The 14288-nt window shown below is 66.4% G+C and carries 11 protein-coding genes; 2 read left to right on the forward strand and 9 right to left on the reverse strand.

Going from position 1 to position 14288, the window contains the following annotated elements:
• Window positions 1–2: 2 nt before the first annotated feature.
• From A7W11_RS20060 to A7W11_RS20100, 9 genes are all read right to left on the reverse strand, one after another.
• Window positions 3–1007, reverse strand: a complete 1005-nt coding sequence (locus A7W11_RS20060; RefSeq protein ID WP_066419297.1) for an oligopeptide/dipeptide ABC transporter ATP-binding protein — start codon at window positions 1005–1007, stop codon at window positions 3–5.
• Window positions 1008–1035: 28 nt separating this feature from the next.
• Window positions 1036–1974, reverse strand: a complete 939-nt coding sequence (locus tag A7W11_RS20065; protein ID WP_066417880.1) for an ABC transporter ATP-binding protein — start codon at window positions 1972–1974, stop codon at window positions 1036–1038.
• Window position 1975: 1 nt separating this feature from the next.
• Window positions 1976–2860, reverse strand: a complete 885-nt coding sequence (locus A7W11_RS20070; RefSeq protein WP_066417883.1) for an ABC transporter permease — start codon at window positions 2858–2860, stop codon at window positions 1976–1978.
• Complete coding sequence (locus A7W11_RS20075; RefSeq protein ID WP_066417884.1) at window positions 2850–3818, reverse strand: ABC transporter permease; 969 nt, start codon at window positions 3816–3818, stop codon at window positions 2850–2852. Before A7W11_RS20075 ends, A7W11_RS20070 begins: the two co-directional genes overlap by 11 nt.
• A 1-nt stretch (window position 3819) precedes the next feature.
• A complete protein-coding gene (locus tag A7W11_RS20080) occupies window positions 3820–5457 on the reverse strand; it encodes an ABC transporter substrate-binding protein (protein ID WP_066417886.1) in 1638 nt (545 codons plus the stop codon).
• Window positions 5454–6116 carry a GntR family transcriptional regulator gene (locus tag A7W11_RS20085; RefSeq protein ID WP_412778742.1) on the reverse strand — a complete coding sequence of 221 codons (663 nt, stop codon included), beginning with the start codon at window positions 6114–6116 and terminating at the stop codon, window positions 5454–5456. The genes A7W11_RS20080 and A7W11_RS20085 overlap by 4 nt, the downstream gene beginning before the upstream one ends.
• A gap of 323 nt (window positions 6117–6439) precedes the next feature.
• The gene (locus A7W11_RS20090; RefSeq protein ID WP_066417891.1) at window positions 6440–7204 is read right to left on the reverse strand and encodes a phytanoyl-CoA dioxygenase family protein; all 765 of its coding nucleotides are present in this window, start codon (window positions 7202–7204) and stop codon (window positions 6440–6442) included.
• Window positions 7205–7305: 101 nt separating this feature from the next.
• On the reverse strand, window positions 7306–8406 hold the full coding sequence (locus tag A7W11_RS20095; protein WP_066417893.1) for an AI-2E family transporter: 1101 nt from the start codon (window positions 8404–8406) through the stop codon (window positions 7306–7308).
• Between the two features lie 202 nt (window positions 8407–8608).
• The gene (locus A7W11_RS20100) at window positions 8609–9637 is read right to left on the reverse strand and encodes a LysR family transcriptional regulator (RefSeq protein WP_066417895.1); all 1029 of its coding nucleotides are present in this window, start codon (window positions 9635–9637) and stop codon (window positions 8609–8611) included.
• A gap of 234 nt (window positions 9638–9871) precedes the next feature.
• Between A7W11_RS20100 and A7W11_RS20105 the strand changes: the two genes are divergently transcribed.
• Complete coding sequence (locus A7W11_RS20105; protein ID WP_066417905.1) at window positions 9872–11068, forward strand: efflux RND transporter periplasmic adaptor subunit; 1197 nt, start codon at window positions 9872–9874, stop codon at window positions 11066–11068.
• 27 nt (window positions 11069–11095) lie between these two features.
• Window positions 11096–14281 carry an efflux RND transporter permease subunit gene (locus tag A7W11_RS20110; protein ID WP_066417908.1) on the forward strand — a complete coding sequence of 1062 codons (3186 nt, stop codon included), beginning with the start codon at window positions 11096–11098 and terminating at the stop codon, window positions 14279–14281.
• Window positions 14282–14288 lie beyond the last annotated feature (7 nt).

Genomic DNA, 14288 nt, shown 5'->3' on the forward strand with positions numbered 1-14288 from the left:
TGTTACGCCCATACGGCCGCATGAGGATGCAGACAGGCCAGTTGACGATCTCCCTCGACGCGTTGCGGTGGATCGATCTCGGCGCATTGCCCGCTGGCTCGATCGCAGCGGGTGCGGAAACGGCAGCCCGACGGAAGATTCGCGGGACTGGGGATCTCGCCCTGCAGGCTGACGGACAGCGGCGTGCCGAAGCGAGGAAAGGCATTCATCAGGGCGCGGGTGTACGGGTGGCGCGGCGCTTGCAGGACAGCCTCGGCCGGCCCCATCTCGACGATACGGCCCAAGTACATCACGGCCACATGCTCGCACAGGTACCCCGCCACGCCCAGGTCGTGCGTCACGAACACCAGTGCAATCCGCTGCTCGCGTTGAAGGTCGCGCAGCAGGTTGAGCAGTTGCGCCTGTACCGACACATCCAGCCCGGCGACGGACTCGTCCGCCACGATCACGCGCGGCTCGCAGGCCAATGCCCGCGCCACGGCCACCCGCCGCACCTGGCCGCCGGACAACTCCGATGGATAGCGCTGCGCCATGGCGGCAGGCAGGCCGACCTGGCCAAGCAATTGAGTCACGCGCGCGTCCACGGCGTGCGCCGGGCGCAGCCGGTGCAGGCGTATCGGCTCGGCCAGCAGCGCCGCGACCGTCATGCGCGGGTTGAGCGAACCGCGAGCATCCTGGTAGATGTAGGCGACGTCGCGCGCGAAGCGGCGGCGCGCCGCCGCATCGAGCCTGCCCACTTCGCTCCCCTCGGTCAGCACGCGGCCATTGCTGGGCGCATCCAGACCCAGCATGACGCGTACCAGCGTGGACTTGCCGGAACCGCTCTCGCCGACCAGGGCCAGCGATTGACCGGGCATCAAGGTCAATCGGACGCCGTCCAGCGCACGCACGCTGCGGCGACCGCCGTCGATCGGGAAGTGCTTCTCGACGTCGAGCAGCGAAAACAGCGGCGGGATGCCGTGCGGAGGGGAGGCCCGCAAGGCGGGATCGTCCAGATGGGCATTCATGTCGCGTTCCTTATGGGCGAATCCGGCATCACGCATGCCAGCAAGCCAGCGTGACCTGGCCTTCCTGTCGGGCGGGCGGCCGCTCGGCGCACCGTGCGGTGGCCTGCGGGCAACGCGGCGCGAAACGGCATCCGGCCGGCATCTCGGCAAGCGCGGGAACGACGCCCGGAATAGGTTGCAACCGCTGCGCGCCGAACTCTATCGCGCTGGCGCGCAAGCCTATGGTGTACGGATGGCGCGGATTGCCCAGCACCTGCGCGCAGGGTCCTTGCTCGACGATCTGCCCGCCGTACATCACGGCCACCTGGTCCGCGACCTGCGTGGCCAGCGCGAGGTCATGCAGCACGAAGACGGCGGAGGCGCCCAGCGCACGCACGCGCGCCAGGATCAACGCCATGATCTGCGCCTGGATGGTCACGTCCAGCGCGCTGGTAGGCTCGTCAGCGATCAGCAGGCGCGGCTCGCACGCCAGCGCGATGGCGATCATGACGCGCTGCTGCATGCCGCCGGACAGTTCGTGCGGATACGCCGCCAGGCGCGCCTGGGGATCGGCGATACCCACGCTGTCCAGCAACTCGGCGGCGCGCGCGCGGCACGCCTGGCGCGACAGCCCCTGATGCCGGCGCAAGGGCTCGGACAGGTGCGCCAGCACGGTATAACAAGGATTCAGCGCCGATGACGCATCCTGGAATATCAGGCCCATGCGCGCGCCCCGCAAGCCGCGCAGCCGCCGCTCGGACGCCTGCACGATGTCGTCCCCGCCAATGTCCAGCCGGCCTTCGATCTCGACCTCGGGCGGACGCAGCAGGCCCATCGCGGCGAAGGCCAGCGTGGATTTTCCGGCGCCCGATTCACCGATCAGGGCCAACGTGGCCCCCTCGGGCAGGCGGATGCTGACGTCGTCGAGCACGGCCATGCCGCCACGGCGCAGCGTAAAACGGTCCACATGCATCATGTCGCGGCGCATCTCATCGCTCCCGGGTACGGGGGTCCAGCGCATCGCGCAGGCCTTCCGCCAACAGATTCAGCCCGACCAACAGGATGGCGAGCGCCAGACCGGGCACGCCGGACATCCAGGGAGCCATCATGACGAACCCCCGTCCCTCGGCGATCATCAGGCCCCAATCGGGCGTAGGCGGCGCCACGCCCAGGCCCAGGAACGACAGCCCCGAGCCGAGCAGGATGGCGATGGAAATGCGCATGCCCGCCTGTATCAGGATCGGCGACACGATATTGGGCAGGATGTGCCGCAGGATGACGTCCCGCTCGGGCACGCCCATCAGCCTCGCGGCCTCCACATAAGGCCGCGACTTGATCTGCAGCACATCGGCTCGCACCGTTCGCGCGAACGGCCCGACGAAAGACAGTGCCAGCGCGTAGATCACGTTGGCCATGCCCAGGCCGAAGACGGCCATGAAAGCCATGGCCATGATGAGTTCGGGAAACGCCAGCAAGCCATCGACCAGCCGCATCAACGTCCATTCGGTACGCCCCCCGCGCAGGCCGGCGAAGATGCCCAGAGGCACGCCGACCAGCATGCCCAATGCGACAGACGCGACGCCGACCCACAACGCCGAGCGTGCGCCGTACAGCAGGCGCGAGAAGATGTCCTGCCCGAACGAATCCGTGCCGAACCAATGCTGTGGAGAAGGCCCCTGCATCATGGCCATGAAATCCTGCGCGGTCGGCGGATGGGTGGAGATCAGGGGCGCGAACACGGCCAGCATGGCGAATGCCAGCACAATGGCGCCGCCCGCCATCGCCTTGCGCTGGCGCCGCAGCAGGCGCCACGCGCGTCGGACACCCCGGAAGCGCGCGCGCGCCGCGCCGAGAACGAACGGATCAGCGGCCATGATTGCGCAACCTCGGGTCCAGCAATGCGTAGGTACGATCCACCAGGAAATTGACGCCGATGGAAAGCAAGGCGGTGACCATGATGCCGGCCTGGACCACGCCGTACTCGCGGGTCTGCACGGCGGTGGTGATCATCATGCCCAGACCGGGCAGCGTGAAGACGACCTCGGTCATCACCGCGCCTCGCAGCATGCCGCCCAACTGCAGGCCGATCACCGTGACCAGCGGCATCAGCACATTGCGCATACCGTGCACCCACACCACGCGCCACATGGGTTCCCCGCGCGCACGCGCCGCCATCATGTAGGGCTGGTCCAGCACGTCGAGCAGGCTGGTGCGCGTCACCGACGCGATCAATCCCATGTACCAGGCGCCCAGGGTGACCGCCGGCAGGGCCAGGTGCCACAGCCCCGTCGCCGGATCGTCCCAGGGCGACACATACCCCATGGAGGGAAACCAGCCCAGCGACACACTGAACAGCCAGATCAACACGACGCCCAGGTAGAAACTGGGAAAGGCATTGCCGCCGATGGCCGCGCCGCTGGCCAGCAGATCGACCCAGCTGTTGCGGCGCAAGGCGGCAGCCACGCCCAGCGGCACGCCAGCGGCCAGCGCGATCAGCAGCGACAGGCCCGCCAGGGTGAGCGTGACCGGCAGCGCCTGATGGATGGCCAACTCGAAGATGTCCTGGCGGCTCACGTACGACAGCCCCCAGTCGCCTTGCACGAAATCCTCCAGCCAGCGCCCATACTGCACGGGCAGCGGCTGGTCCAGGCCCAGGTCGTGGTAGAGCTTGTCGTAGGAGTCCCGGGAAAAATCGGAACCCAGCATCACCGTGACCGGATCGCCTGGCGTGGCCTTGAGAAAGGAAAAACTGATGACCGAGACCACCAGCAGCACCAGCGCCGTCTGCGCCAATGCCCCGGCGGTCTGGCCCAGCCAGCGCGCACGGGCCATGTCAGGCCCGCCAGACAGTGTGCAGGTTGAGCAGGTCCGCGGGAATGTATTCGAAGCCGTTGACCTTGCTGGACAGGATCTTGAAGACCTTCATGTGCGCCAGGACGGCCAGCGGCGCATCGGCCATCAACACGTCCTCGGCCTGGATGTAGAGCTTGCGGCGCTGTGCGACATCCATGGTCCGGCCGGCGGCGGCGGCAGCCTTGTCGAAGGCCGGATTGCTGTAGCCCACGAAATTCCACGGCTTGCCGGTGGACCATTCGGGCGTGATGGTTTCGTCCGGGTCCAGGTCGGCGATCCACGCCTCGTCGTAGAGATCGAAATCACCCGCGTTGCGGCGCTGGGCCCATACCGCGCGGTCGACCAGTTCGATCTTGGGCTTGATCCCGATCTGCGCCAGCATGGGCGCGATGAGCTGGGCGTTGCGCGTGCCCATGCCGCCCGATCCCGTGAAGCCGTCCGTCACGATGTAGACCGGGTTCAGCTCGCCCTGGTGGCGCGATTTGGCGCGCAGCGCCTTGGCTTTCTCCAGATCGAAGAACTGGCCACGGCCGCTCTTGGCGATGTTCGGATCGTAGAAGTCCGTCATCGGCGGCGATATGCAGGTATAGGCGGGAATGGCCTCGCCGAAGTAGCTCTGCTGCACGATCACGTTGCGGTCGATGGCGAACGACACGGCCTGGCGCAGGGCCAGGTCGTCGAACGGCGCGCGTTTGTTGTTCATGCCCAGGAAGGAATAGTTGCCTTCGACCTGGCCGAACACCTGCAGATCGGCGCGCTGGCGCAGTTGGGGAATGAACTGGAACGGGCAGACGGACAGGCCATCGACCTGGCCAGACATCAGCGCCGCCACGCCCGCGCTGGGCTCTTTCAACAGCCGGATCACCACCTTGTCGAGATACGGCTGGCCAGCTTCGAAATAGTCGGGATTGCGCACCAGCTCGATGCTGTCGTTCTCTTTCCAGGATACGAACTTGAAAGGTCCGGTACCCACGGGGTTGCGACCGAACGCCTGTCCGTGCTGCTCGACCGCGCGCTTGCTGACGATGGTGCCCGCGCGGCCCGTGCTGCCGGTCAGCGCCACGGGCAGGAAGGCGAACGGTTGCTTGAAGCGCAGCCGCAACGTCAGTTCATCGACCACGTCGATGCCGTCCAGGTCGGCGAACTTCCAGGCATGCGGCGACTTGACCGCGGGATCCGCCACGCGTGCGAGGCTCCATTTCACCGCCTCGGCATTGCAGGGATCACCGTTGTGGAACTTGATGTCGGGCCGCAGCTTGAAGACGTGGGTTTTCTCGTCGACCATGTCCCAGCTCTGGGCCAGATCCGGCGCGAAACTCACCTGCTTGCCATCGTAGGCTACTTTCAGAATGCCGTTGAATACGTTGTTCAGAACCTTGATCGATCCGCCGGACATCGTGAAGTGCGGATCCAGCGTGTCGATCGCATCGAGCCAGCCCAGGGTAAGCGTACCGCCCTTGCGGGGCCCCGACTGGGCGATGGCGCTTGCGCTGCCCAGTCCCATGACGCCAGCGCTGGCCAGGCCGACCGCCGCGCCTGCTGCCTTGAGGAAATCGCGGCGTTGAAATTTCACGGCCAGGGCAGCGGCCAATTGCGACTTGTAGTCGGGCGTGGTCATGCGGAAGCTCCTTGCGTAGGGACAGAGAAATAGCGTGCGAGATCATCGACAGTGGCCAGCACATGCCGCCGCATGACGATCTCGCTATGCTCGGGGTCGCCGCTTCTGAGGGCGTCGATGAGGGTCTGGTGATGTTCACGGGCGCCCGGGCGTCCGGACGCCTTGATCCAATCGCGCATATACGGTTCCACCAGCGAGTTGAGGCTGGCGATCTGGCGCAGCAACCGAGGCTGGCGAGCGATTCCGCACAGATATTCATGAAACGCGCGGTGGCTGCCCGTCCAATCGGGCGTGCGTTCGGCCAGGTTGTCCATCCTTGCGAGCTGTTCTTCCAAATCGCGCAGGACAGCGGGCGTCAAGTGCGGCACCGCCAGGCGCACGGCCAGCCCTTCGAGCACCGCGCGCATCTCGAAGACCTCACGCATGGCCTCCATATCCAGTCCGGCCACGACCACGCCACGATTGGGGCGTATGGTCACCAACCCTTCGGTTTCCAGCCTGCGCAATGCTTCCCGTACCGGCATGCGACTGGTGCCGATCTGCGTGGCGATGTCTTCAGGCTTCAGGCGCATGCCCGCGGGATACTCCCCCAGCCTGATCGCGGTATGTATGTGCTGGTAGGCGTCCGCTTCCGCGGTCGAACCTTGCAGCGACGTCATGGGCAAGTTCAGCATGGCCTGGATCAGTTGATACGTGGATACGTTTTTGGCAACCGATCAGGATCAAGCAAATTTCATGCCATATTGACGAGCGCAAACAGCCAGCACTAGGCGTGTGCCTGGCGAAAGCAATAGAAAAGAAGATCGATCGGATATCTACAGCGATGAAGGCGCAGAAACGTGTGGCGCCGACGTTGAATGAGCGGCACTGATTTGGCGCAGCCGTGCCTCGTGATCGCCCATCGCAGGGCCGGTTTTGGTGCGCTGGACGCCGGGGCAGCGACTCGAAGCATCGGCTCCCCGACCCCCCACCCCGCCCTATTTCAATCCAGCGGGATATCCACCTTGGAAGCCGAGCGCGTGCCCGGCAGCGGCTTCGTATCGCTGGGGTAATACGTATGCACCAGCGACAGCTTCACGCGGTCGCTGGCATTGCCCCGCGCGGCGTGCAGCGTGCGGCAATGGAAGAACACCACGTCGCCCGGCGCCAGCTCGGGACACACCGCGCGCTCGATCCATGGCTGGTTTTCGGGCAGGTCTTTCACGAAGAACCTGGCGCCGTCGAACTGCGAGGGCTGGAACGCCGCCGAATGCGAGCCCGGCAGGAAGAACAGCCCGCCGTTGTCGGCGTATTCATCGCCCAGCGCCAGCCACGTCGACACCAGGTTCTCGGCGCTGAACGACCAGTAGCGGATGTCCTGGTGCCAGCCCGTCAGGCTGCCGAAGCGGGGATGCTTGGTCATCACGCAGTTATGGTGCGTGGTGGACAGCACGGGCCGCTGGCCGAAACAGGCGCGCAGCCATTCGGCGATACGGGGCGACGTGGCCCACTTGCGGTACAGGGGATCGCGGCCATAGGCGTCGAGCAGGCGGCGCACGGTGTGGCCGCCCTCGGCCTGGCGCGAGGCCGGCGCGCCGGGGTACTGCAAGTCGGCCTCGTATTCGACAGGCGCGGCGGCCTGTTCCAGTTGGCGCTGCGACAGTTCGCGCAGTGCCTGCAATTCATTGGCGGCGGCGAACCCGCGCACCACCACAAAGCCCTGCTCGCGCAGGGTGGCGACCTGTTCGGCAACCGTAGGCCCGGACATCTTGCTATTTCCTCATTGGCACGCCGGAAGAGGCAACTGGCCCCTGGAAACCGGCGGGGACGCCTCGCATCCCCCTGCAAGCATACTCCTGTGACAGGAGGTCAGTCGGATGAAGCGTTTCGTTCGATCCGCAGGCGTTCCTCGTCGCGCTCCTGGGTGACGTTGCGCACCCATTCGCGCCAGATCGCCACCAGCAGCGCCATCAGCACCGGCCCGACGAACAGCCCCACGATGCCCATGGTCTTGACGCCGCCGACCAGGCCGAAAAAGGTCGGCAGGAACGGCAGTTTGACCGGACCGCCCACCAGGCGCGGACGCAACGTCTTGTCCACGATGAACAGTTCGACCGTGCCCCAGACGAACAGGGCGACGCCCGCCACCATGTGGTTGGAACCCACCAGGTACAGCGACACCAGGGTGAAGCACAGCGGCGCGCCGCCCGGGATCAGCGCCATGAAGCCGGTGATCACGCCCAGCAGCACCGGCGAGGGCACGCCGGCGATCCAGTAGGCGATACCCAGCACCACGCCCTCGCCCAGGGCGATCAGGCACATGCCGGTGACGGTGGAACTGATGGTGGCGGGCACCACGCGCGAGAAGCGCTGCCAGCGCGCCGGCAGGATGCGCTCGCCCAGGATGTCCATCTGGTCGAGGATGCGGCCGCCGTCCTTGTAGACGAAAAACAGCGTGATCAGCATGAACAGCACGGTCAGCAGCAACTGGAAGACGTTGCCGGTGGCCGACAGCGCCATGCGGTAGATGTTGCCCAGGTGCTCGCCGCTGACGGCCTGGACCATTTCACCCAGCGCGTGCGGCGCACCCAGGTAGTTTTGCCAGTACGCCGCCAGTTGTTCGCCGAAGACGGGCAGCGCCAGGATCCAGTTGGGCGCGGCCATGCCGTGCCGGTTGACCTCCAGCGCCCAGGCGAAGAGATGGCTGGCTTCCTTCACCGCGTACGTCAACGCGAAGGAAATCGGTGCGACGAGCACCAGCAGCACGACCAGCAAGGCGATGGTGGCTGCGACGGGCGTACTGCCGCCGCAACGCCGCAACAGGCGCTTGTAGAGCGGCCACGTGGCCAGGCCGATGATCAGCGCGGCCAGCACGGGGACAAGGAAACCGCTGAGGAAGTACAAGCCTGCCAATACCACCAGCAGCAACAACCAGCGGGCGATCAGCGAAGCGGGGAGGACTGTCTGCATAGACCACTTTCGAGGAGGTTCGGCCCGGACTTCGGAATATACCGGGTTTGGATAACCTGCCCCACCGCGGAGCTCTCCATGACGCGCAGCATACCCGCGAAAGGCTGAATGCGCCCCACTGGATGGCGGCTGCCGCGCCGGGCCTGCCCGACGGGCGCCCCCGAGAGGAAACCGGCCTGCCAGGCGGCGGGCCGGATAACGCTCACATCACGAACTCGGGCGCATCCATCGGCGCGTTCAGGCGCGCGGCCTGCACGGCCTGGGGCGTGAGTTCGGGCGCTTGCGGGCGGCGCTGGCAGTATTCGCCGTCCAGATCGTTCTCGTCGCCGCCGTTGAGCAACGGGCAGCCCGCGAACAATCCGGCCACCCAGTCGGAAAAGGCGCGAACCTTGGGGGACAGTTGGCGGCTTTGCAGGTAGAGCAGCGAAATGGGCACGGCCGAGGGGCGCCACTGCGGCAGCACTTCGACCAGTTCGCCGCTCAGCAGATGCGGCAAGGCCATGAAACGGGCGGTCTGGATCATGCCGAAGCCTTCCACGCCACATTTCAGGTGAGCCATCCAGTCGTTGACGGACACCACCCCCGGCACGTCGACCTGCTGCTCCTTGCCGTCGACCACGAAATCCCAGTTGCAATTGCGGCCCGAGGCCCAGAAATAATGCACCGCCTGATGGCGTTGCAGGTCTTCCAGGTCGTGCGGCATGCCGTAGCGCGCCAGGTAGCTGGGCGACGCGCAGGTGACCGACTGCAGGATGCCGATGCGGCGCGCCACCAGACTGGAATCCTCCAGCAGGCCGCCGCGGATCACGCAGTCGACGGCTTCCTGCACCAGGTCGACCCGGCGGTCGGACAGGCCGATGACCAGCTCGACGTCGGGATACTTGCTGTGGAATTCACACAACGACGGAATCAGGATCTGGTTGCCGATGGCGGGCGGCACGTCGATCCGCAGGCGGCCCTGCGGGCGCGAGGCGGCGTCCTGCAGGCAGGCTTCGGTCTCTTCGACCTCGGCCAGGATGCGGGTGCTGTGCTTGTAATAGGCGGCGCCATCGGGCGTCAGGCTGATGCGGCGCGTGGTGCGGTTCAGCAGGCGCACGCCCAGGTGGCGTTCGAGGTTCTGGATGATGGTGGTGACCGTGGTGCGTGGCAGCGCCAGCCCATCGGCCGCGCGCGTGAAGCTGTTTGCCTCGACGACGCGCACGAAGACCTGCATGGCTTGGAAGCGATCCATGGGTGTTCCCGGAAAGACGGAGTGTCGACAGCATAACGCGGAACTGGCGTGGATTGTTCGGCGAGCTCGACTAGTGTTGCCATGAAAACACTGTTTATCCAAACCGTCAAAGCTACCAGAATCTCACCGTCCAGAAGAAACCGCTCCGGCTGTTGCACTGCAGCAGCGGCGTCATCCCCTGCAGCACGCCAGTCTCCGGGCCAGGTTTCTCCCCCTCGATCTCAAGGAAATGCCATGACGGCTATTCGTCCCCGTTTTGCCGCGGTTGCTTTGGCGACCGCACTGGCCGCCGCCGGCGGCGGCTACGCAGTATTCGGCCCCTCCACGGGGACGGGTACCGCACAGGCCCAGTCCGCTCCGCCCGCCGGCGCGGCGGTCGACGTCGCGCCCGCCTTCACCCGCTCGATCGTCGACTGGCAGCGCTACTCCGGCCGCCTGGAAGCCATCGACCGCGTCGACATCCGGCCGCTGGTCTCGGGCACCTTGACCCAGGTGCACTTCAAGGACGGCGCCCTGGTCAAGAAGGGCGACGTGCTGTTCACGATCGATCCGCGTCCGTACGCGGCCGAGGTCGACCGCGCGGCCGCCCAGTTGTCCGCCGCCCGCGCCCGGGTGTCGTACACGGCGTCCGACCTGGCGCGCGGCAAGCGCCTGATGGCCGAGAACGCCATCGCCCGCCGCGACTTCGAAGAGAAGGAAAACGCCGCCCGCGAGGCCTCGGCCAACCTGCAGGCCGCGCAGGCCGCGCTGGACACGGCCAAGATCAACCTGGGCTACACCCGCATCGTCGCACCGGTCGACGGCCGCCTGTCGCGCGCCGAGGTCACCGTGGGCAACGTGGTGTCGGCCGGCGCGCAGTCGGTGCCGCTGACCACGCTGGTGTCGGTGGCGCAGTTGTACGCCTCGTTCGACGTGGACGAGCAGACCTTCCTGCGCTACGTCAACCCCGCCCGCGCCACCGGCGGCGCCGTGCCGGTGCAGCTGGGCCTGGCCAACGAAGACGGCTATTCGCGCGAAGGCACCGTGCAATCGGTGGACAACCGCCTGGATCCGACCTCGGGCACGATCCGCGTGCGCGCCGTGTTCGACAACAAGGACGGCAGCCTCCTGCCCGGCCTGTATGCCCGCGTCCGCCTGGGCGGCAGCGCCCCCTACCAGGCCGTGCTGATCGACGAGCGCGCCATCGGCACCGACCAGAGCAAGCGCTTCGTGCTGGTGGTGGGCGATGACAACCACGCCAACTACCGCGAAGTGAAGCTGGGCGCCAACGTGGGCCCGCTGCGCGTGGTCGAGTCCGGCCTGAAGGCCGGCGAGCGCATCGTCGTCAACGGCCTGCAACGCGTACGCCCCGGCGACCTGGTCGCGCCCAACATGGTGTCCATGGACACCGCGCCGGACGCCGTCAAGACCGCATCGGCCAGCCTGAAGTAAGGCGCCGACTGTTCGGAATACAAAGAAATGAATATCTCCAAGTTCTTCATCGACCGGCCGATCTTCGCAGGCGTGCTGTCGGTTCTGGTGCTGCTGGGCGGCCTTCTGGCCATGTTCCAGCTGCCCATTTCCGAATACCCGGAAGTGGTCCCTCCGTCCGTCGTCGTACGGGCGCAATATCCCGGCGCCAACCCCAAGGTCATCGCCGAAACCGTCGCCTCGCCGCTCGAACAGCAGATCAACGGCGTCGAAGACATGATGTACATGCAGTCGCAGGCCAACAGCGACGGCAACCTGACGCTGACGGTGTACTTCAAGCTGGGCGTGGACCCCGACAAGGCGCAGCAACTGGTGCAGAACCGCGTGGCGCAAGCCCTGCCGCGCCTGCCGCCGGACGTGCAGCGCCTGGGCGTCACCACGGTCAAGAGTTCCCCCACGCTGACGCTGGTGGTGCACCTGATCTCGCCCGACGACCGCTATGACGCCACCTATCTGCGCAACTACGCGGTCATCAACGTTAAGGACCGCCTGTCGCGCATCTCCGGCGTGGGCGAAGTCACGGTGTGGGGCGCGGGCGACTACTCGATGCGCGTCTGGCTCGACCCGCAGAAGGTCGCGCAGCGCGGCCTGACGGCCATGGAAGTGGTCAATGCGATCCGCGAACAGAACGTGCAGGTCGCGGCCGGCACCATCGGCGCCTCGCCCAACGACGTGCCGATGCAGTTCTCGGTCAACGCCCGCGGCCGCCTGCAAAGCGCCGAAGAGTTCAGCGGCATCATCCTGAAGACCTCGTCCGACGGCGCCGTCACCTACCTGCGCGACGTGGCCCGGGTCGAGCTCGACTCTCAGGAATACGCGCTGCGCTCGCTGCTGGACAACAAGCCGGCGGTGGGCATGGGCATCATGCAGTCGCCGGGCTCGAACGCGCTGGACGTGTCCAGCCAGGTGCGCGCCGCCATGGCCGAGATGTCCAAGGACTTCCCGCCGTCGGTCGAATACCGCATCGAGTACGACCCCACCCAGTTCGTGCGTTCCAGTATCGAGGCCGTGGTGCACACGCTGCTCGAAGCCATCGCGCTGGTGGTGCTGGTGGTGATCGTGTTCCTGCAGACCTGGCGCGCGTCCGTCATCCCGCTGCTGGCCGTGCCGGTGTCCATCATCGGCACCTTCGGGCTGCTGCTGATGTTCGGCTACTCCATCAATGCGCTGTCGCTGTTCGGCATGGTGCTGGCCATCGGTATCGTGGTGGACGACGCGATCGTGGTGGTCGAGAACGTCGAGCGCAACATCAGCGAGGGCCTGTCGCCCAGAGACGCGACGTACAAGGCCATGCAGGAAGTCAGCGGGCCCATCATCGCCATCGCGCTGACGCTGTGCGCCGTGTTCGTGCCGCTGGCCTTCATGACGGGCCTGACCGGCCAGTTCTACAAGCAGTTCGCCATGACCATCGCCATCTCGACGGTGATCTCGGCCTTCAACTCGCTGACCCTGTCGCCCGCCCTGTCGGCCATGCTGCTCAAGGGCCACCACGACAAGCCCGACGCGCTGACCCGTGTGATGAACAAGCTGTTCGGCCGGTTCTTCAACTGGTTCAACCGCTCGTTCAACCGCGCGTCCGACCGTTACGCCACCGGCGTCAGCGGCGTGGTCAAGCGCAAGGGCGGATCGATGCTGGTCTACGCCGTGCTGCTGGGCCTGACCGTGCTGATCGGCAACATCCTGCCCGGCGGCTTCATTCCGGCGCAGGACAAGCAGTACCTGATCGGCTTCGCGCAGCTGCCCAACGGCGCCTCGCTCGACCGTACCGAAGACGTGATCCGCCGCATGAGCGACATCGCCCTGAAGCAGCCTGGCGTCAAGAGCGCCATCGCCTTCCCGGGCCTGTCGATCAACGGCTTCACCAACAGTTCCAGCGCCGGCATCGTGTTCGTCACGCTGGACGATTTCAACACGCGCACCACCCCCGAGCTGTCGGGCAACGCCATCGCCGGCGCCCTGAACCAGCAGTTCGCCTCGATCAAGGATTCGACGGTCGCGGTGTTCCCGCCCCCGCCCATCCTGGGCCTGGGCACGCTGGGCGGCTTCAAGCTGCAGATCGAGGACCGTGGCGCGCAAGGCTATGAGGCGCTGGACCGCGCCACCCAGGCCTTCGTGGCCAAGGCCGCGCAGACGCCCGAACTCGGCCCCACGTTCTCGAACTACCAGATCGCCGTGCCGCAGCTGGACGTCGACCTGGACCGCGTGAAGGCCCGCCAACTGGGCGTGCCGGTGACCGAAGTGTTCGACACCATGCAGGTCTACCTGGGCTCGGTGTACGTCAACGACTTCAACCGTTTCGGCCGCGTGTTCCAGGTGCGGGCCCAGGCGGACGCGCAGTTCCGCGCCCATCCCGAGGACATCCTGCAACTGAAGACCCGCAACGCCTCGGGCGAGATGGTGCCGCTGTCGTCGCTGGTCACGGTCAAGCAGAGCTTCGGCCCTGAAATGGTGGTCCGCTACAACGGCTACACCGCCGCCGACATCAACGGCGGCCCCGGCCCCGGCTTCTCGACCAACCAGGCGCAGGAAGCGGCCGCGCGCATCGCCGCGGAAACGCTGCCGCGCGGCTTCCAGATCGAGTGGACCGATCTGGCCTACCAGCAGATGCTGGCCGGCAACGCGGGCCTGTGGGTGTTCCCGATCAGCGTGCTGCTGGTGTTCCTGGTGCTGGCCGCGCTGTACGAAAGCCTGACGCTGCCGCTGGCGGTGATCCTGATCGTGCCTATGAGCATCCTGGCCGCCCTGACCGGCGTCTACTTCACCGGCGGCGACAACAACATCTTCACGCAGATCGGCTTGATGGTGCTGGTGGGGCTGTCCGCGAAGAACGCCATCCTTATCGTGGAATTCGCCCGCGAACTCGAAATGGGCGGCAGCACGCCGCTGCAGGCCGCCATCGAAGCCAGCCGCCTGCGCCTGCGCCCGATCCTGATGACGTCCATCGCGTTCATCATGGGTGTGGTGCCGCTGGTGCTGTCGTCCGGCGCCGGTGCGGAAATGCGCCAGGCCATGGGTATCGCCGTGTTCTTCGGCATGCTGGGCGTGACGCTGTTCGGCCTGTTCCTGACGCCGGTGTTCTACGTGCTGCTGCGCAAGCTGGGCAAGCGCCCGCTGCACAGCGCCAGCCCGCACGCCGCGCCGACGATCCATCACCACCCTGCCGAAGCCGACTGAGGAGCCA

It is taken from the genome of Bordetella ansorpii (genome assembly GCF_900078315.1).
Classification (GTDB): domain Bacteria; phylum Pseudomonadota; class Gammaproteobacteria; order Burkholderiales; family Burkholderiaceae_B; genus Bordetella; species Bordetella ansorpii.

What these genes read in the sequence shown, in the direction of transcription:
- A7W11_RS20060 (WP_066419297.1), bottom strand. Translation starts at nt 1,007, where the DNA reads ATGAATGCCCATCTGGACGATCCCGCCTTGCGGGCCTCCCCTCCGCAC.
- A7W11_RS20065 (WP_066417880.1), bottom strand. Translation starts at nt 1,974, where the DNA reads ATGCGCCGCGACATGATGCATGTGGACCGTTTTACGCTGCGCCGTGGC.
- A7W11_RS20070 (WP_066417883.1), bottom strand. Translation starts at nt 2,860, where the DNA reads ATGGCCGCTGATCCGTTCGTTCTCGGCGCGGCGCGCGCGCGCTTCCGG.
- A7W11_RS20075 (WP_066417884.1), bottom strand. Translation starts at nt 3,818, where the DNA reads ATGGCCCGTGCGCGCTGGCTGGGCCAGACCGCCGGGGCATTGGCGCAG.
- A7W11_RS20080 (WP_066417886.1), bottom strand. Translation starts at nt 5,457, where the DNA reads ATGACCACGCCCGACTACAAGTCGCAATTGGCCGCTGCCCTGGCCGTG.
- A7W11_RS20085 (WP_412778742.1), bottom strand. Translation starts at nt 6,116, where the DNA reads ATGACGTCGCTGCAAGGTTCGACCGCGGAAGCGGACGCCTACCAGCAC.
- A7W11_RS20090 (WP_066417891.1), bottom strand. Translation starts at nt 7,204, where the DNA reads ATGTCCGGGCCTACGGTTGCCGAACAGGTCGCCACCCTGCGCGAGCAG.
- A7W11_RS20095 (WP_066417893.1), bottom strand. Translation starts at nt 8,406, where the DNA reads ATGCAGACAGTCCTCCCCGCTTCGCTGATCGCCCGCTGGTTGTTGCTG.
- A7W11_RS20100 (WP_066417895.1), bottom strand. Translation starts at nt 9,637, where the DNA reads ATGGATCGCTTCCAAGCCATGCAGGTCTTCGTGCGCGTCGTCGAGGCA.
- A7W11_RS20105 (WP_066417905.1), top strand. Translation starts at nt 9,872, where the DNA reads ATGACGGCTATTCGTCCCCGTTTTGCCGCGGTTGCTTTGGCGACCGCA.
- A7W11_RS20110 (WP_066417908.1), top strand. Translation starts at nt 11,096, where the DNA reads ATGAATATCTCCAAGTTCTTCATCGACCGGCCGATCTTCGCAGGCGTG.